Below are 17,794 nucleotides of genomic sequence, written 5' to 3' on the forward strand. Positions count from 1 at the left end.
GGCACCCCGGGTGCCATCGAGACCGAGGCTGAGAGGAAAGACGTGCGCCCACCACAGCAGTGGCTGCGAGTAGTGAAACCGTCGGCGGACCCCCGCGCCAGGATCGTCTGCTTCCCGCACGCGGGCGGCGCGGCGAGCTTCTACCAGACGTGGGGGCCGTTCGTCCCCGACGGCGTGGAGCTGCGCGCGGTGCGCTACCCCGGGCGGGAGGACCGGCTGCTGGACCCGCTCGCGCGGACCATGGAGGAGCTGGTGGCGCCGGCGGTCGCCGAGTGCCTCCCGCTGCTGGACCGTCCGCTGGCGCTGTTCGGGCACAGCATGGGCGCGTCGGTCGCCTTCGAGGTCGCCCGCCGGCTCCAGGAGGCGCACGGCGCCCGGATCGCCGCCCTGTTCGTCTCCGGGCGCTCCGGCCCCGGCCGGGAGAGCGTCCCGGAGCAGTCGTACGCGACCGCGCCCGACCACGAACTGGTGCGCCACCTCAAGGAGTTGGGCGGCAGCGAGACGGCCGCGCTGGACCACCCGGACCTGCTGGAGCTGGTGCTCCCGGCCATCCGGGCGGACTACCGCATCGTGGAGGAGTACCGGGCCGACCCCGCCGGCACCGTGCTGGACGTCCCCGTCGTCGCCTACTACGGGGACGCCGACGAGGACGTCGACGCCGGATCGGCGGCCGCGTGGGCGCCGGTGACCCGGGCCTCCTTCACCGCGCGCGCCTTCGCGGGCGGCCACTTCTACCTCGCCGACCACCAGGACGCCCTGCTCCGGGACCTGCTGTCCCGGCTCGGCGTCCCGGCCGCCGGCTGAACCGGCCGGACCGGCCGGCCTCGGACCCGCGGCCCACGACCACCACCGCAGAATCACCACCACCGCTAAGGAAACGACAGTGACGAACCCGTTCGAGAACAACAACGCCCCGTACCTGGTGCTGCGCAACGCGGAGGGCCAGCACTCGCTGTGGCCCGCCTCCGTCGAGGTGCCGGCCGGCTGGGACACCGTGTTCGGCGAGGCCGGCCGCCAGGAGTGCCTGGACTACGTCGAGGGCAACTGGACGGACATGCGCCCGAAGAGCCTGGTCGAGGCCATGGCCGCCAACTGACCGACGGCGTGCCCCCGTTCACCGCCCGGAGCCGGCGGCCCCGGGCGGTGAACGGTTCGACACCCGAGCCTCCGCGACCGGCGCACCCGCCCCGCGCCGGCGGAGCCCTGCGACATTTCCAAGGAGAGAATCACGTGAGTGGGTCCGCGGTCTACGGCAACCTCGGCATCGAGTACGTCGAGCTGTGTGTGGACGACATCGAGGCCGGCACGGCCGCCTGGGTCGGGCAGTACGCGTTCCAGGTGGTCGCCCCGCTGGTGGCGACCGGGGCGGGCCTCAGAAGCACCGCCCTGGCCCAGGGGGACATCACCCTCGTCCTCACCGAGAGCCGGGACGCGGACCACCCCCTCGGCGCGTACCGCGCCCGGCACGGCGACGGCGTGGCCGACATCGCCCTGCGCGTCCCCGACGTGACCGCGGCCTTCGCCGAGGCCACCCGGCGCGGTGCGCGGCCGGTGGCCGCCCCGGCACCGCACCCGGCGGGCGGGACCACCGCGACCGTCGGCGGCTTCGGCGACGTCGCGCACACCTTCGTCCCCGACGACGGCACCGCGCCGCCCGTGCTGCCCCACGGGCTGGTCGTCGACCCGGCCGCGCTGGCCGCCGCGCGCACGGTCGCGCCGCCCGTCGGCCTCCAGCGGATCGACCACTTCGCCGTACTGGTGAACGCCGGCGAACTCCAGTCGACCGTCGACCACTACTGCGACGTGCTGGGCTTCGACACCGTCTTCGAGGAGCGCATCGTCACCGGCACCCAGGCGATGGACTCCAAGGTCGTCCAGAGCGCCTCGGGCACGGTGACCTTCACCGTCATCGAGCCCGACACCACCGCCGACCCCGGGCAGATCGACGACTTCCTCACCCGGCACGGCGGGGCGGGCGTGCAGCACATCGCGTTCTCGGTGGAGGACGCCGTGCGCTCCGTCGCCGCCCTGTCCGAGCGCGGGGTGCGGTTCCTGACCGCACCCGGCTCCTACTACGACCTCCTCGGCGGGCGCCTCACCCCGAAGAACCACCCGCTGGAGGACCTGCGCCGGTGGAACCTCCTGGTGGACGAGGACCACGCCGGCCAGCTGTTCCAGATCTTCACCCGCTCCGCGCACCCCCGCCGCACCCTCTTCTTCGAGGTCATCGAGCGCCTGGGCGCGGAGACCTTCGGCAGCTCCAACATCAAGGCGCTGTACGAGGCCGTCGAGCTGGACCGGGCCAAGCAGGGCGGTGCCGCGCGGTGACCACGACCACCCCGCCCGTCCCGCCGGTCCGCGACGAGCCCGCCGCCCGGTGGCAGCGAGAGCCGGCCTGCCTCCAGGACCTGGAGCGGGCCGCCGCCGCGGTCCTCCCGCCGGACATCTGGGACTTCGTCACCGGCGGCAGCGGCACCGAGTCCTCGGTGCGCGCCAACCTCGCGTCCTTCGAACAGCTCCACCTGGTGCCACGGGTCCTGCGGGACGTCGCCGACTGCGCCACCGCCTCCCCCCTGCTGGGCCGGGAGGCCGCGGCCCCGGTCGCCGTCGCCCCGATGGCCTACCACCGGCTGGTGCACCCGGACGGCGAACTGGCCGTGGCCCGCGCGGCCCGGGACGCCGGCGTCCCGTTCGTCACCGGCACCCTGAGCAGCTACCCGCTGGAGGAGATCGCCGCCCAGGGCGGCCGGCTGTGGCTCCAGCTGTACTGGCTCAACGACGAGGCCAGGCTGTTCGACCTCGTCGACCGGGCCGAGGCGGCCGGCTGCGAGGCCCTGATGCTGACCGTGGACCTGCCCTGGATGGGGCGCCGGCTGCGCGACGTGCGCAACCAGTTCACCCTCCCGCTGGACGTCCAGGCCGCCCACCTCGGTGACGGCTCGGCCTCCCGGGCCCACGCCCACGGGGCCCGGACGTCCGCGGTGGCGGAGCACACCAGGGCGTTCATGACCGCCTCGCTCTCCTGGCGGCACATCGAACGGCTCCGCGAGCGCACCGGACTCCGTCTGGTCCTCAAGGGCGTCCTCGATCCGCGCGACGCCCGGCAGGCGGCGGAGCAGGGCGTCGACGCGATCGTCGTCTCCAACCACGGCGGGCGCCAACTCGACGGCGCGGTACCGCCGATGGCGGTGCTCCCGGAGATCCGGGACGCCGTCGACGGCCGCTGCGAGGTCCTGGTCGACGGCGGGGTGCGCACCGGCAGCGACATCGTGAAGGCCCTGGCGCTCGGCGCCGGCGGCGTCCTCGTCGGCCGCCCGGTGTTCTGGGGGCTCGCCACCGGCGGCCAGGCCGGGGTCGGCGGCGTCCTGCGCATGCTGACCGAGGAGCTGCGGGACGCGCTCGGACTGGCCGGCTGCGACTCGGTCGAGGCCGCCCGGGCGCTGCGCGTGGTCACCTCCGCGCCGTGGCGGACGGTGTCCGCTCCCCACGGGCAACCCCGGGAGTAGCAGCAGCTCCCACCCCACCCGACGCTCCGGGCGCCGCCGACCTGAGGACCACTCCCATGGATATTGCGCTCCCGTTCCCCTCCCTACCCGCCCACCCGAACGACCCCGTTCCCACCGGCGGCCGGCGGGCCGCGCCCGCGCCGCTGCACCTGCTGCGCCGGCCGGCCACCGCCGAGGGCTTCGCCCTGGACACCACCGCGCCGGAGGAGCAGCACTTCGTCCTGTCCGCCGAACTCCCGTACGACCACGAGCTGTTCACCGACGGCCCGGGCGCCTTCCACGACGTGCTGTTCCCGGCGGAGACGATGCACCAGGCGGCGCACTTCATCGCCCAGCAGTACTTCCGGGTCCCGGTCGACCGGCCCGAGGCCTTCGCCTCCAGCAGCGTCGACGTCCTGGACCTCACGCCGTGGCGCCGCACCGGGCGGGCCGCCCACCTCGCCATGGAGCTCACCCTGACCCCGGGCGACGTGGTCAACGGCATCCCGCGCGGCCTGGAGTGCGTGGCCCGGGTGGCCATCGACGGGGTCAACTGCGGGCTCAACCGGACCAGGCTGGTGTTCGTCATGCCCGGGGTGCACCGCAGCCACCGCGCCCGGGGCAGGCGCGAGAGCCTGAACGACACCTGCCCGGTGCCCCGGCCCGGCGCGGACGGGGCGCTGCGCCCGGCCCGGGTCGGCCGGTCCGACCCGCGCAACGTGCTGGTCGGACCGCCGCTCAGGGTCCTCGACGGGGAGTTCCTGCTGCCGGTCGACCCGGCCCCGGAGCACGAGGTGTTCCGCGCGGCGGCCGACGGCCCGATCCCCGGATCGCTGTTCCTGGAGGCCTCCCGACAGGCGTCCCTGCTGGTGGCCGCGGAGCTGCACGGCTTCGAACCGGGCCACGCCGTCCTGACGCACTGGCGGACCTCCTACCGCGGCCTCGGGGACACCGACCTGCCGCTCACCTGCACGGTCTCCTCCCGCCGTCCCACCCGGGACTCGGCCGGCCGGCCGGTCGCCCGGATGCGGGTCGTCTTCAGCCAGGGCAGCCGGGTCGTCGCCAGCGCCTCCGCCTCCCTCCTGCAGGACTGCTGAGCCCGGCCAATCGAAAGGACCATGTGATGCGCTTCCGGATCCTGGGGCCGGTCTCGCTGTCCCCCCGTACGCCGTCCGCCGCCAAACCGCGCGCGCTGCTCGCGACCCTGCTGGTGCGCGCCGGGGAGGTCATCTCCTCGGACAGCCTGATCGACGAGCTCTGGGGGACCGAGCCGCCCCGCACCGCGACCACCACCCTCCAGGTCTACATCTCCCAGCTGCGCAAGCTGCTGGCCGAGGGCAGAGGCCCCGGACAGGAGACCGAGGAACTGCTGCTCACCCGCTCCCCGGGGTACCTGCTGCGGGTGCCCGAGGAGGACTTCGACCTGGCCCGGTTCGAGACGCTGCGGGTGGCCGGCCGCACCGCCTTCGAGCAGGGCGACTTCGCCACCGCCTCCCGGCAGCTGCACGACGCGCTGGCGGTGTGGACCGGCCCGGCGCTGTCCGGCGTGCCGCACGGCGTGCGCCTGGAGAGCACCGCCATCCGGCTGGACGAACTGCGGATGGAGTCGCTGGAGCAGCGGATCCGGGCGGACCTGCGGCTCGGCCACCACCGGGAGCTCGCCGGGGAGTTGATGGCGCTGGCCACCGAGCACCCGCTGCGGGAGGCGCTGCACGGCCATCTGATGGTGGTGCTGTACCGCACCGGCCGCCAGTCGGACGCGCTGCGGATCTACGCCAGGCTCCGGCGTTCGCTGGTCGAGGAGCTCGGCGTGGAGCCCGGGCGCCCGCTCAAGCGGCTCCAGGAGCGGATCCTGCACTCGGACCCGTCCCTCGACTGGCGGCCGCCGGAGCCGGCCGGCCCGTCCGCCCCGCCGTCCGCCGGGCCGCTGCGGGGGCTGCCCGGCGGGACGCCGGGGTTCATCGGCCGCCACGAGGAGACCGCCTCGGCCGAGCGGATGCTGCGCGGCGAGGCCGGTCGGCCGCCGGTGCGGCTGGTGGCCGTGGCCGGACGGGCCGGCGTGGGCAAGACGGCGTTCGCGGTGCAGCTGGCCCGGCAGGTCGCGGACGCGTTCCCGGACGGCCAGGTGCTGCTGCGGCTGCGCGGCGCCCTCGGTCGGCCGCTGACCGCCGACGAGGCGGCCGCCGCCCTGCTGCGCCAGCTCGGCGGGGGCGACCACGGCACGGCGGAGCCGGCTCCGGCGGACCGCGGTCGGCTCACCGCCGCCCTTCAGCGGGCCTTACGCGGACGGCGTCCGCTGCTGGTGCTCGACGACGCCGGCTCGGAGGAGCAGATCCGCCCCCTGCTGTCGGCGCTCGGCGACTGCTCGGTGATCGTCACCGGCCGGCGGATGCTCTCCGCCCTCGACGGCGCCCGGCACCTCGTCCTCCAGCCGCTGCGCCCGGACGAGGCGATGGAGATGCTCCACACGGCCGGCGGGGACATGATGGCGGCCGACCCGCTGTCGGTGGCGGAGATCGCCGGGCTCTGCGGCCACCTGCCGCTCGCCCTGCGGGTCGCGGCGGCGTCGATGGTCGCCCGTCCGCACACCACCGCCGAGGGCCTGGCGGCCCGGCTGCGCGACGAGCGGACCCGGCTGGAGCGGCTGCGCGAGGGCGACCTCGACCTGCGGTCCTGCCTGATGACGGCGTACCAGGAGGCGAAGCCCGAACAGCAGCGGGCGTTCCGGCTGCTGGGGCTGGCCCCCGGACCCGACTTCGCGCTGTGGACGGTGGCGGCGCTGCTCGACGTCGAGCAGCACGCCGCCGAGGAGCTGGTGGAGGGCCTGGTCCGGGCGCAGCTGCTGGAGACCAGGCCGCAGCCGGACGGCCGGGTCCGCTACGGCTTCCACGAGCTGCTGCGGGTGCTCTCGGTGGAACTGCGCCAGCAGGAGCGCACGGACTCGCTGCGCACGGCGACGGAGCGGCTGTGCGCCACCTACCTGTCCCTCGCCCGCCGCGCCGACGCGCTGCTCGCGCCCGGCCGCGACCCGCGCCCCGAGGAGCGGGCGCCGGTGCCGCCGTCCGCCGCGGGGGTCACGGTTCCGCTGCGGCTGCCGCCGCTGGCCTGGTTCCGGCAGGAGGCCGCCGGGCTGGTGGAGGCGGCGCGGCTGGCGCACGCGACCGGGCTGTGGTCCCTGGTGTGGGAGCTGGCGGGCAGCGCCGCCGGGTACTTCCAGACCTGCGCGGTGTGGGACCAGTGGGGGACGACCCACCAGCTCGCACTCGACGCCGCCCGCCGGGCGGGTTCCCCGGCGGCCGAGGCCGCGGTGCTCCACTCGCTGGGCGACCTCGCCTGGCAGCGGCGCGAGGCGGAGCGGGCACTCGGCCGGTACGCCGAGGCGCGTCGGCTGTTCGGCCTGGCCGGCGACCGGCTCGGGGCCGCGCGCTGCCGGATCGGCGAGGCCGACGTGCTGCTCGGTCAGGGCCGGCTGACGACCGCCGCCCGGCGGTACGGCCGGGCGCTGGCCCTCTGCTCGGCCGGCCACGACCTGCGGGGGGTCGTGGCCGCACTGGGCGGTCTGGCGATGGTGAACCTGCACCAGGGGCTCCCGCTCGGGGCGCTGCGGCTGCTCGCGGAGTGCGGGCGGGCCGCCGAGCGGCTCGGCGACCGCCGCTGGGCCACCTACGCCCGGCGTACCGCGGAGCGGATCAGCGATCCGAACGGGCGGGCGGCCGCGGTGGAGGTCCGGCCGGGCATGTGGCTGCTCGACCCGGGGCGGCCGTCGTTCGCCCCGGCCGGTGCCGGGCGGGCCTGCGACGGGCAGGGCGGCGACGTGCTCGCCCGGCAGCTCCCTCAGCGGCTCTGAGCGCCGTCGGATCCCAGCTGGTCCCACGTGGTCCCGTCGGGGCCGGCCGGGCGGCCGGCCCCGGCGGGACCGGGCCGTCCCGCCGACGGCTTTCGGCCGTCAGCGGGACCCGGCCGTCGCCTCCGGGGCGGCGGCGACGGCCGCCGGCCGGCGCCGCCGCTCGCCCAGGCGGGCGCGCAGCAGGGAGAGGATCAGCCAGCGGCGCATCGCCCCGACGTGTCCCGGGGAGCCGTGGACGTCGTCGAAGACCTTGAAGCGGGCCCGCGGCGCCAGCAGCGCGAGCAGCCGGTGCTCGCTGGCCGGGATGATCTCGTCGCGCGAACTGGCCACGTAGTCGACCGGGATGTCCACCGAGCCCAGCTGGGCCGGGGTGAGCGGGAACCCGGCCAGCACCTCCCGGAGTTCGTCCCGGTCACCGGTGCCGGTGAGCCGGCGCAGGGTCTCCACGGTGATGCCGGGGACCCGCGGCCACCAGTCGGAGTCGGTGAAGAACCCGGCGACCGGCGCCCCGACGGTGTGGACGCTGCGGATGCGCGGGTCCTCGGCGGCGGCGCGCAGCGCCAGGTGCCCGCTGAAGCTGAGGGCGAGCGCCGAGGTCTCGGTGACCCGGGCGCGGTCGGCCAGCCGGTCCATCAGGTAGGGCAGCAGGCGCCAGGAGTCGGCCCCGTACCGGAGCGTGTTCTCGCCGACCCCGGGCAGCTCGGTGGCGACGGCGGCGAAGCCGAGCCGGGCGAACAGCGGGAGCGTCGGCGCCCACTGCTCCTTGACGCTGACGATGCCGCCCGTGATCAGCAGCAGCGGCCGCGGCCGGTCGGCCGACAGCCCGGCCGCCCAGGCCGCCACGGTGCCGTCCGGGTGGTCGAACTCCAGCCGCTCGATGCCGTTGCGGCCGTTGCGCCGCCAGGCGTCGAAGGAGTCGACGCAGCGGCGCTGGGCCTCCAGCCGGTCCTCGTCGCCGTGGTAGGGGAAGCGGGCGAGCGCGTAGCGCCGGCAGGCGTCCAGCGGACGGCCGGCCCGCAGCCGGTCGCCCTCGGCGGTCCACACCCGCGCCCAGGAGCCGGGGTCGCCGGGCTCGTCCCCGGTGATCCGGGACAGTACGGAGCGGACGTACTGCTCCGTCAGGCCCTGGCCGCGTCCGTGCAGCAGGGCGAACTCCTTGAGCTCTGCCAGATGGTCCATGGTGCGTCCGTCCTCGGGTGGGCGGTTGGCGGGGGTGGTCCGGAGCGCCCGGCGAGGGGGCGGGCCCAGGGGTGGTCCGTGGCGCCCGGCACGGGGCCGGTCCGGGCCCGAGGGGGTGGCCCCGGCCCGGCCCGGCCCCGCCGGGAACGATGGTGCGGGCGGCGGCTTAAGCCGTCCTTGCAGCGACCGTTCGGTCGGTGGCGGGGCCGGCCGGGTCGGCGCCGTCCCCGAAGCCCTCCAGGGCCTGCTTGAGGTCGGCGAGGACGTCGGCGGCCAGGGCGCCGTCGATGACCCGGTGGTCGAAGGTGAGGCCGAGCCGCATGACCGGGGCCACGACGACCTCGCCGTCCCGCGCCACGGGCCGGTCGAGCACCTGGCCGGCGTTCAGCGTCACCGCGGTGCCGCCGCTCGCGTGGAAGCCGTCCACCGGGCGGTGCCCGAGCGAGCTGACGGCGACGGTACCGAGGACGCCGGGGCGGCGCCGGGGGTCGCGCAGCGCGGCGGCGAAGGCCAGCCGGCCGAGCGGCACGGGCAGCCGGCCGAGCATCCGCACGCCGCGGAACTCCGGCAGGTCGGCGGCGGCCGGGTCCCGGTAGCGGTCGATCCGCGCCTGGATGGCGGGCAGGTCGGCGCTCTCCAGGCCCGGCAGCAGCGCGGAGAGCACGGTGCGCTCGCCGTCCACCGACCGGTCCAGGGCGAGCTTGGCGGTGACGCCGCCGAAGCGGACCGTCCGGGGGGCGCGCAGCCCGGGCCAGCCCGGGGCCAGTACGGCGTTGGCCTCGGGGTGGCGGTCCAGCACCCGGCCGGTGGCGTGCAGCAGGTACGCGACCACCGAGTAGCGCTGCCCGGCCTCCCCGGCCGCCGCGCGGTGGCGCTGGACCCGGGTCATGTCGACCTCGGTGTCCAGGTGCACCGGGCGCTGCCGGGCGGCGAACTCCAGGAAGTAGAGCGTGTGCCGCCGGCGGCGCTCCGGGTGCGGGCGGGCGGCGGTCACCGGTCGACCGCCAGCCGGTGGATCTCCTCCAGGCTGCGGGCCTCCAGCACCCGGCCGACCGGCAGCGACCGGCCGGTGCTCCGCTCCAGGGCGGTGACCAGCTTGAGCAGGTAGAGGGAGTCCCACTCGGGGATCCGGTCGAGGTCGGCGGCGATGTCCTCGTCCGCCAGCGGGATGCCCAGTTCCTCGCGGACCAGGCGGGCGAACTCGTCGAGGGTCTGCATCATGCGTCCAATCGGTGACGGGGTGTCACATCTTCTCCAGGGCGAAGCCCGCCTTGATCCACTTGCTGGACTCCACGGCCACCGCGAGGGCCTTCTCGCCGCGGGACATCCGCCCCAGCAGCTTCTCCAGCTGGAGGAAGGGCAGCGCGTTGCCGTTGTTGCCGGTGTCCGCGACGCAGGACACCTCAGTGGCGCCGGGCACGTCGAGCTGCTCGTGGATGCGGCGGGTCATCCGGCCGGAGAGCTGCGGGGGCAGCAGGTAGTCGAGCTCCTCGGCGGACCAGTCCAGGTCGTCGAGCAGCTCCCAGAGGATCTCCACGGCCATCACCGGGACGAACTCCTCGATGGCCTTGTAGTCCTCCCGGACGGCCTGCCGGTCGTCGTACCGGTCGGCCAGGCCGAACCAGTCGATGACCTGGCCGGGCTCCCGGCCGAGGCCGGTGAACCGGTTGAGCACCCGGTGCAGGGCCACCGCCTCGCCGCGGGGCTCGGCGGTGAGCACCGCGGCTCCGGCGCCGTCGCCGAAGAGCACGTAGTTGACCAGGTCGCTCGGCGCGGCGCCGGCGAGGTCCCGGTCGAGGTCGAGGTGCTTGCTGCAGACGTCGCCGCCGATCACCAGGCCAGCCCGGTGGCCCTCGCCGGCGATCAGGGTGCGGCCGAGGCCGAGCGCCTGGACGGCGCCGGCGCAGCCGGACTGGAGCTGGTACGTGGGCACCTGGTCCAGGCCGAGCTGGTCGGCGATGTGGTTGACGGTGGCGGGCATCAGGTGGTCCGGGGTCGCGGTGCCGAGCACCACGAAGCCGATCTCCGCCGGGTCGATCCGGGCGGCGGCGATGGCCCGGGCGCCGGCCTGGGCGCACAGGTCGGCGAGCGACCAGCGCACCGTGCCGGTCGCCAGGTCGCGGGCGAAGTGCCGGGTGCGGGTGCCGATGAAGAGGTCGATCCACTCCTCGTTGACCCCGAGCACCTTGGCGAGCGCGGCGTTGTCCACCGGGTCGCCGGGCAGGGCGGTCCCGACCGAGGCGAGGTACGCCTGGACGGGATCGCGGTCGGGTGGCGGCTGCATGGTGTGCGGTCCTTTCTGCGGGACTGGTCCGGCGCGGGGCCGGTTCGGCCCGTCGGGGTTCGGCGGGACGGACTCAGCGGTACGGGCTCGGGGAGCGGCGGGTTCAGACGGCGGCGGTGTGCCGTTCGCCCAGGAAGCCGATGAGGTCGCCGACCGAGGACAGCCGGGGCAACAGGTCCTCCACGCTGAGCGGTTCGAGGCCGGTCAGCCGCTCCTCGATGCGCTTCTTGAGCTCCATCACCATCACCGAGTCGAAGCCGAGGTCCTCGAAGAGCCGCGCGTGCGGGGAGATCTCCTCGGGCGTGTAGCTGCCCACCTGGGCGACGGCGGCCAGGACGGCGCGGGCGACCGGGTCGAGGGTCCGCCGGCCGGGCCCGGCCGGCGCCTCCTCCCGCGGCCGGGCCCCGGGCTCGGCCTCGGGCCGCGCCCCGACCCCGGCCGGGACAGCCGCGGCCGGTACGGGCGGGCGGGCCCAGAACCGGCGGTCGTCGGCGAAGGCGTACGGGGCCAGCCGGTACGCAGTGCGGTCCTCCTCGGCGTACGCCGCCCGCCACTCCAGGTCGGCGCCGCCGCGGAACAGCTCGGCGACGGCCTCGGCCAGCTCCCGCCCGCCGGCCTGCTCGCCCGGCAGCGGCAGGACGCCGCGCGGCTCGGCCCCGGCGGGGGCCTGCCCCAGCCGGCGCGTCATCGGGACGAGCACCGGCCGCGGGCCGATCTCCAGCAGGTGGGTCGGCGCCTGCGCGAGCAACTCCCCTGCGGCGTCCGCGAACCGCACCGGAGCGCTGACGTGCTCGACCCAGTAGGCCGCGTCCATCGGCTCCGACTCCAGCAGCCGCCCGCGCAGCGTGGAGTACACCGGCAGGGCCGGGACGCCCCCGCCGACCTCCTCCGCGACCTCGGCGAAGCGCTCCAGCATCGGCTCCATCAGCGGCGAGTGGAAGGCGTGCGACACCTCCAGGCGGCGGGAGCGCACCCCTGCCCGGGTCAGCTCCTCCTCGATCCGGGCCAGCGCCGCGAGGTCTCCGGAGAGCACGGTGGCGGTGGGCCCGTTGACGGCGGCGACGCCGATCAGCGGCTCGGTGGCGATCCGCTCGGCCAGCACGGCGGCGTCCGCCCGTACCGCCAGCATCCCGCCGCCCTCGGGGAGTTCCTGCATCAGTCGGCCGCGGGCGGCGACCAGCCGGGCGGCCCGCTCCAGCGGGAGCGCGTCGGCGAGCACCGCCGCCGCGTACTCGCCGATGCTGTGGCCGAGGAGCATCCGGGGGCGCACCCCGAGTTCGACCAGGGTGGCGGCCAGCGCGTAGCCGACCGCGAACAGGGCCGGCTGCGCCCAGCCGGTGCGGTGGACGGCCGGGTCGGCGGTGAGCAGCAGGTCGCGCACCGAGCCGTCGGTGTGCGGCCGCAGCGCCTCGTCCGCCCGGTCGAGGTGGCGGCGGAACAGCGGGGCGTCGCGGTGCAGGGCGGCAGCCATGCCCGGGTACTGCGAGCCCTGGCCGGTGAAGAGCAGGGCGGCCCGCGGCGAGCCGCCCGGCCCGCCGGTGAGGCGGGTCAGCAGGTCCTCGTCCCCGGCCGCCTGCCGCAGCACGGCCGCCAGGTCGCCGGTGTCGGTGGCCGGTACGGCGAAGCGGTGCCGGTGGCCGGTCTTGACCCGGTTGCTGCTCCAGCCCAGCGGCCCGACCGGTGCCAGCCGGTGGCGCTGGAGGGCGTCGGCCTGCGCCACCAGGTTGCGGCGCAGCGCCTGTTCGGTGGGCGCGGTGACGGTGAACACGGCCGCGCCGAGCCCGGTGGGCGGTGCGGCGGCGCCGGCCGCCGGCCGGGCGGCGCCCGCGGGCGCGGACTCCAGCACCGCGTGGGCGTTGGTGCCGCCCATGCCGAAGCTGCTGAGGCCGCCGACGGTCGGCCCGGCGGCCAGCCGCAGGGGCGCCTTGAGCAGCCGCAGGCCGTACTTCGAGAGCTTCAGCGCCGGGTTCTCCTTGGCGGCGAAGCGGCTGGCGGGCACCACCCGGTGGTGCAGGGAGAGCGCCACCTTGATGAGTCCGGCGATCCCGGCCGCGCCCTCGGTGTGGCCGAGGTTGCCCTTGACCGAGCCGAGCGCCATCGGCTTGCCGGTGCGGTCGGCGTGCAGGTCGCCGAGCGCCTTGACCTCGATCATGTCGCCGAGCACGGTGCCGGTGCCGTGGCCCTCGGTGAAGGCGACGTCGGACGGCTCGACCCCGGCCCGGCGGTAGGCCGAGGCCAGCACCTCCTGCTGCGACCAGCGGTTGGGCGCGGTGAGGCCGTTGCTGCGGCCGTCCTGGTTGACGGCGGTGCCGCGGATCACCGCGTACACCGGCTGCCCGTCGGCGATCGCGTCCTCGAGGCGGCGCAGCACCACCGCGCCGACGCCCTCGCCGCGGCCGATGCCGTCGGCCTCGGCGCTGAACGGCTTGCAGCGGCCGTCGGGCGCGGAGAGCCCGGCCTGGGTGTAGAAGATGCCGAGGGCCGGCGTGAGGGCGATGTTCACCCCGGCCGCGATGGCGGTGTCGCACTCCCCCGCCAGCAGGGCGTTGCACGCCAGGTGGACGGCGACCAGCGAGGAGGAGCAGGCCGTGTCGACGGCCAGGCTCGGTCCCTTGAGGTCGAGGTGGTAGGAGACCCGGTTGGCGGTCATGCAGTAGCCGTTGCCGGATCCGACCTGCGCGGTGACCCGCGCGTAGTCGGTGAGGTGGAGGTGGGCCCACTCGTTGCCCATGACGCCGACGAAGACACCGGTGCCGGTGCCGGCCAGGTCCTGCGGCGCGATCCCGGCGTCCTCGACCGCGCGCCAGGCGCACTGCAGCACCAGCCGCTGCTGGGGGTCCATGGCGGCGGCCTCGCGCGGCGAGATCGAGAAGAACTCGTGGTCGAAGGCGTCGGGGTCGGTGATGAAGCCGCCGCTGGTGGTGTTGGAGTGGCCCTCGGCGCCCTCGGCCGAGTGGAAGTCGGCGGCGTTCCACCGCTGTTCGGGCACCGGTCCGACGCCGTCGCCGGAACGCATCAGCAGGTCCCAGTACGCGGCGGGGTCCGGTGCACCGGGGAATCGGCAGTCGATGCCGACGATGGCGACGGGCTGCATCACGCCTCTCCCACGGTGGCGCGCAGCTCCTCCACCAGGTACCCGGCGAGCGCGTCGATGGTCGGGTAGTCCCAGGCCACGGTGGGCTCCAGGACGAGGTCGAAGTCCTCCTCGATGTCGCCGCACAGGCTCAGCGCGGCGACCGAGTCCAGGCCGTACTCGGCGAGCGGGACGCCGGAGGCGATCTCGTCGGCCGGGCGCTTGAGGTAGAGGGAGATCCGGTCGGCGAGCCAGCCGGTCAGCGTCTCGACGGTGTGCTCGCCGGCGGTGGCCGGACGGCCGGTGGTGGGGACGGTCATGGCGTGCTCCTCGCGTTGCTGCGTTGGAAAGGACGGGGCGGCGGCCGGTCAGCCGGCCAGCGGGGTGTCGTGGAGGTCGTAGCCGCGGCGCTCGTGGAAGCGGCGCAGCAGTTCCCGGTGGACCGTCTCCTCGCAGCCGGCCGGCAGGTCGGCCGGGCGGTGTCCGAGCCGCCGGGCGAGCCGGTGCAGGGCGGCGGCGGCCCAGGAGGGGTCGGCGAGGAAGGGGTCGGTGCCGTCGGCGCGGGCCGCGCGCCACACGCCGAGGACGGCGGCCGCGGCGAGGAGGACCGCGTAGCGGTCGGCCAGGGCGAAGGCGCCGGGCCCGGCGAGGGCGGTGCGGTCCTGCGGGGCGAGCGCGAGGCTGTCCCGCTGGATCCGCCGCAGCTCGTCCGCCAGGCCCACGGCGAGGGCCCGCACGGCGTGCTCCTCGGGCGTACCGTCGGGCTGGTCGTCGCGGGCGGCGACCAGCGAGGCGCTGAGGCTGTCCCGCCCGGCGGCGAGAGTGAGCCGGTCGAACGGGATGCCGGGCAGGTCCGTACGGGTCTCGAAGAGTGCCGCGGGCGCCTCGTCGCCGGTGAACCAGGCCCGCCGGGCGAGCCGGGCCAGCTGCGGGATGACGGTGGCCTGGCAGGCCGCCGAGCCGGCGTGGCCGAGGCTGAGCACCGGGAGGTCGCGCAGGTGCTTCTGGAAGACGCCGAACTCGCCGTCGCGGAGGTAGAACCGGGCGCCGAGCACGATCGAGAGGTCGTGCATGACCTCGGTCAGCACCTTGGGCACCAGGTACTTCACGACGGCGGCGGTGACGCTGGTCTCCTCCGGCAGGAGGTGCACGGCGCGGGTGCCGACCAACGACAGGCTGTCGCAGACCAGCAGGTCCAGGAAGGCGCCGGTGAGGGTGGAGCGGGCGTGCGGGATCTCCATGACCGGGCGCCGGTAGAGCCGCCGGCCCAGGGCGAAGCCGACGACGGTGCGCAGGCCGGTGTCGGCGGCGCCGAGCGCCATTCCGGGCAGGACGCTGCGGGTGAGCTGGAAGGAGCGCAGCGCCACGTCCGCCCCCTGGCCCCGCGCGCCGACCAGGGCGTCTTCCGGGAGGTGGCAGTCGTCGAAGTCCAGGCCGGAGATCCGGCAGCCGCGCACCCCGGCGGTCGGGTAGCGGGGCAGGGTGGCGAAGCGGGCCGGGTCGAGCTGGTCGCGTTCGGCCAGCAGGACCGAGTGGCTGCGCGCGCCGGGGGCGTCGTCGGTGCGGGCGAACAGCGCGAAGGCGGCGGCCCGGTCGGCGTTGTTGATGACCTGTTTGCGGCCGTGCAGCCGGTAGCCGCCGGGCTCGGGCCGGGCCCGGAACTCGTTGCGCAGGAAGTCGTTGCCGTGGGCCAGCTCGTGGTAGGCGACCGAGATCCGGGCGCCGCCGAGCAGCAGGTCGGCCACCTTGCGGCGCTGTTCGGAGCTGCCCGCGGTCCAGACGTTGACGGCCGCCATGAACGAGGTGACGCCGTAGCCGAGGCCGAGGGCGACGTCGCGGCGGAAGACCGGGCGCAGGGTCCGCGCCAGCGTGTCGATCCGGGTGAGCCGCCCGCCCAGCTCGGCGGGGACGAACTCGGCGCCCAGCGCCAGGTCGTCCAGCAGCTGTTCGCCGGGACCGGACAGTTCGCCGGCCTCGTCGGCGGCCAGCAGCCGCGCGGCGCCGACCGGGTTGGCCGGGTCGGCTGGGTCGCCGAAGCGGTGCTCCAGTTCGGCGACCCGGGCCCGGACGGCCGCCTCCCCGGCGCCCTCCCGGGGTCGGTCGGCGGGGGCTTCCGGACGCGGGAGCCCGGGAGCCGCGGAGTCGGTCAGCATGGCGCCCCCTCGGCAGGACGGTCGTCGGTGGGTACGGGGCGGTGCAGCCTCAGCGGCAGCAGGGAGTGCAGCTCGCCGGCCGCCCGGGTCTCGCGCAGCCGCGCCAGCAGCGCCGGGTAGGCCTCCGGCCGGGGGCCGTCCTGCTCGCCGAGCCGGACCAGCAGCCGGTCCAGGGCGGGCCAGAGCCAGACGCCGTCGCGCCAGAGCGCGCCGGTGCGGCCCTCGGCGGCGGTGCGGTGGTTGTGCGCCCACAGGCCCAGGCAGGCCGCGCCCGCCAGGCAGAGGCTGTACCGGCGGGCGACCTCGAACGCGGCGGTCGGTACGTCGGAGACCGGGGAGCGGTGCTCCGCCATCTCGGCGTGGACGCGGTCGGTCACCGCGAGCAGCCGCTCGGCGGTCTCGAGGGCGCCCGCGAGCGCGGGGTTGTGCCCGGCCTCGGCGCGCAGCGCGGCGACGGAGTCCGGCAGCGTGGCGACGATGCCGCTGCCGCCCTTGGCGACCAGCGAGAGCCTGGACGGGTCCAGGGCGGGCGACGGCGCGGCCAGGTCGAAGGCGGCGACGGCTCCGGCGGTGTCCCCGGTGCCGCGCTCCCAGCCCCGGGAAAGTGAACGGAACTGGTTCACCAGGGAGTTGAGGTTGACCAGGGTGTTGCCGTCGAAGAGTCCGACGATCCGGTGGTCCCGGTCGACCTTCTGGAACATGCCGCCGGCGTGCTCCCCCTTGAGGAAGGCGCGGGCGCCCAGCAGCCGGGTCAGTTCGGCCATCACCTGCTCGGTGCCGGTGGGCACCAGGTACTTGGTCGCGGCGGAGGCCACGCTGAGCTCGCCGGTGAGGGTGTGGACGGAGCGGATCGCCACCGTCGCCAGCGCCTCGCCGACCAGCACGTCGGCGGCGGCCGAGGCGAGCACCTGCCGTGCCTGCGGCAGCTCCACCAGGCGGCGGCCGTACAGCTCCCGCTCCTCGGCGAAGTCCAGGGCCAGCGCGAGGGCGTGGTCGGCGGCGCCGAGCGACAGCGCGGCGCACATCGTCCGGGTCAGCTGGAGCGCCTTGAGCACCGTCTCCAGGCCGCCGCCCTCGGTGCCGACCAGGGCGGCGGCGGGCACCGGGGCCCGGTCGTAGGCGATGCCGCTGATGTCGGCGCCGCGGATCCCGTGGGTGCGGATCTTGTCGAGGCAGCGGTAGTGCTCGGGGCCGAGGCCGCGCTTGTCCACCAGCAGCACGCTGAAGCCGCGCGGCCCGCCGGCCGGGTCGGTGCGCACCAGCGCGGACAGCACACTGCCCCGGGTGGCGTTGTTGATCAGCCACTTCTCGCCGCTGACCAGCCAGCCGCCGGCGCCGTCCGGCTCGCCGTGCACCTCGTCGGCGAGCAGGTCGCTGCCGTGCGCCCGCTCGGTGAGGCCCAGCGAGACCGGCACGCCGGCGCGGATGTCCGCGGCCAGCCGGGCGGCCTGCTCGGGGCTGCCCGACACCCAGACGCAGACCCCGCCCAGGTAGGTCTTGCCGTGGCCGATGGCCACGGTGAGGTCGCGGCGGGCGACGGTCCGCATCACCTGCATGACGGTCTCGTAGTCGGTGAGCCGGCCGCCGTGCTCGGCCGGCACGTAGTGGTCCTGGAGGCGCCAGTCCTCCAGCACCCGGCAGATGTCGGCCGGGAAGGCCTCCTGCTCGTCCAGCTCCAGGCAGCGGGCGTACGAGAACACGGTCTCGGGGGCGTCCGGGTCGCCGAGGAACCGTTCGAGCTCCTCGGCGACGCGGTACGGCGCGTGGTCCATG

At 75.9% G+C, this 17,794-nt stretch carries 14 protein-coding genes; 6 read left to right on the forward strand and 8 right to left on the reverse strand.

Going from position 1 to position 17,794, the window contains the following annotated elements:
* The first annotated feature begins 42 nt into the window (after window positions 1-42).
* The 6 genes from ACIQI7_RS17235 to ACIQI7_RS17260 all read left to right on the forward strand — a co-directional run bounded on the left by ACIQI7_RS17235 (window position 43) and on the right by ACIQI7_RS17260 (window position 7,332).
* Window positions 43-804: a thioesterase II family protein gene (locus tag ACIQI7_RS17235; protein WP_401110395.1), complete on the forward strand. Its 762-nt coding sequence runs from the start codon at window positions 43-45 to the stop codon at window positions 802-804.
* 79 nt (window positions 805-883) lie between these two features.
* Window positions 884-1,096 carry an MbtH family protein gene (locus ACIQI7_RS17240; protein ID WP_401110396.1) on the forward strand — a complete coding sequence of 71 codons (213 nt, stop codon included), beginning with the start codon at window positions 884-886 and terminating at the stop codon, window positions 1,094-1,096.
* Between the two features lie 134 nt (window positions 1,097-1,230).
* Complete coding sequence (gene hppD / locus ACIQI7_RS17245; protein ID WP_401110399.1) at window positions 1,231-2,328, forward strand: 4-hydroxyphenylpyruvate dioxygenase; 1,098 nt, start codon at window positions 1,231-1,233, stop codon at window positions 2,326-2,328.
* On the forward strand, window positions 2,325-3,506 hold the full coding sequence (locus ACIQI7_RS17250) for an alpha-hydroxy acid oxidase (protein ID WP_401110402.1): 1,182 nt from the start codon (window positions 2,325-2,327) through the stop codon (window positions 3,504-3,506). The genes hppD and ACIQI7_RS17250 overlap by 4 nt, the downstream gene beginning before the upstream one ends.
* Before the next feature lie 56 nt (window positions 3,507-3,562).
* Window positions 3,563-4,582, forward strand: a complete 1,020-nt coding sequence (locus ACIQI7_RS17255; protein WP_401110405.1) for an AfsA-related hotdog domain-containing protein — start codon at window positions 3,563-3,565, stop codon at window positions 4,580-4,582.
* 26 nt (window positions 4,583-4,608) lie between these two features.
* Complete coding sequence (locus ACIQI7_RS17260) at window positions 4,609-7,332, forward strand: BTAD domain-containing putative transcriptional regulator (protein WP_401110408.1); 2,724 nt, start codon at window positions 4,609-4,611, stop codon at window positions 7,330-7,332.
* Between the two features lie 99 nt (window positions 7,333-7,431).
* On the opposite strand, the gene ACIQI7_RS17265 is transcribed toward ACIQI7_RS17260, so the two are convergent.
* The 8 genes from ACIQI7_RS17265 to ACIQI7_RS17300 form a co-directional block, all read right to left on the reverse strand.
* The gene (locus tag ACIQI7_RS17265) at window positions 7,432-8,511 is read right to left on the reverse strand and encodes an alpha/beta fold hydrolase (protein ID WP_401110411.1); all 1,080 of its coding nucleotides are present in this window, start codon (window positions 8,509-8,511) and stop codon (window positions 7,432-7,434) included.
* 166 nt (window positions 8,512-8,677) lie between these two features.
* The gene (locus tag ACIQI7_RS17270) at window positions 8,678-9,505 is read right to left on the reverse strand and encodes a 2-oxo acid dehydrogenase subunit E2 (protein WP_401110413.1); all 828 of its coding nucleotides are present in this window, start codon (window positions 9,503-9,505) and stop codon (window positions 8,678-8,680) included.
* Window positions 9,502-9,732 carry an acyl carrier protein gene (locus ACIQI7_RS17275; protein ID WP_401110416.1) on the reverse strand — a complete coding sequence of 77 codons (231 nt, stop codon included), beginning with the start codon at window positions 9,730-9,732 and terminating at the stop codon, window positions 9,502-9,504. Before ACIQI7_RS17275 ends, ACIQI7_RS17270 begins: the two co-directional genes overlap by 4 nt.
* A gap of 22 nt (window positions 9,733-9,754) precedes the next feature.
* Window positions 9,755-10,795: a 3-oxoacyl-ACP synthase III family protein gene (locus ACIQI7_RS17280; protein WP_401110419.1), complete on the reverse strand. Its 1,041-nt coding sequence runs from the start codon at window positions 10,793-10,795 to the stop codon at window positions 9,755-9,757.
* Window positions 10,796-10,898: 103 nt separating this feature from the next.
* Window positions 10,899-13,889 (reverse strand): beta-ketoacyl synthase N-terminal-like domain-containing protein, encoded by a 2,991-nt coding sequence (locus ACIQI7_RS17285; protein WP_401110422.1) that lies wholly within the window; start codon window positions 13,887-13,889, stop codon window positions 10,899-10,901.
* Complete coding sequence (locus tag ACIQI7_RS17290) at window positions 13,889-14,188, reverse strand: acyl carrier protein (protein WP_401110424.1); 300 nt, start codon at window positions 14,186-14,188, stop codon at window positions 13,889-13,891. Before ACIQI7_RS17290 ends, ACIQI7_RS17285 begins: the two co-directional genes overlap by 1 nt.
* 48 nt (window positions 14,189-14,236) lie before the next feature.
* On the reverse strand, window positions 14,237-16,021 hold the full coding sequence (locus ACIQI7_RS17295) for an acyl-CoA dehydrogenase (protein WP_401110426.1): 1,785 nt from the start codon (window positions 16,019-16,021) through the stop codon (window positions 14,237-14,239).
* A complete protein-coding gene (locus ACIQI7_RS17300; protein WP_401110429.1) occupies window positions 16,015-17,793 on the reverse strand; it encodes an acyl-CoA dehydrogenase family protein in 1,779 nt (592 codons plus the stop codon). Before ACIQI7_RS17300 ends, ACIQI7_RS17295 begins: the two co-directional genes overlap by 7 nt.
* Window position 17,794 lies beyond the last annotated feature (1 nt).

This window comes from Kitasatospora sp. NPDC092039 (assembly GCF_044756065.1).
Taxonomy (GTDB): domain Bacteria; phylum Actinomycetota; class Actinomycetes; order Streptomycetales; family Streptomycetaceae; genus Kitasatospora.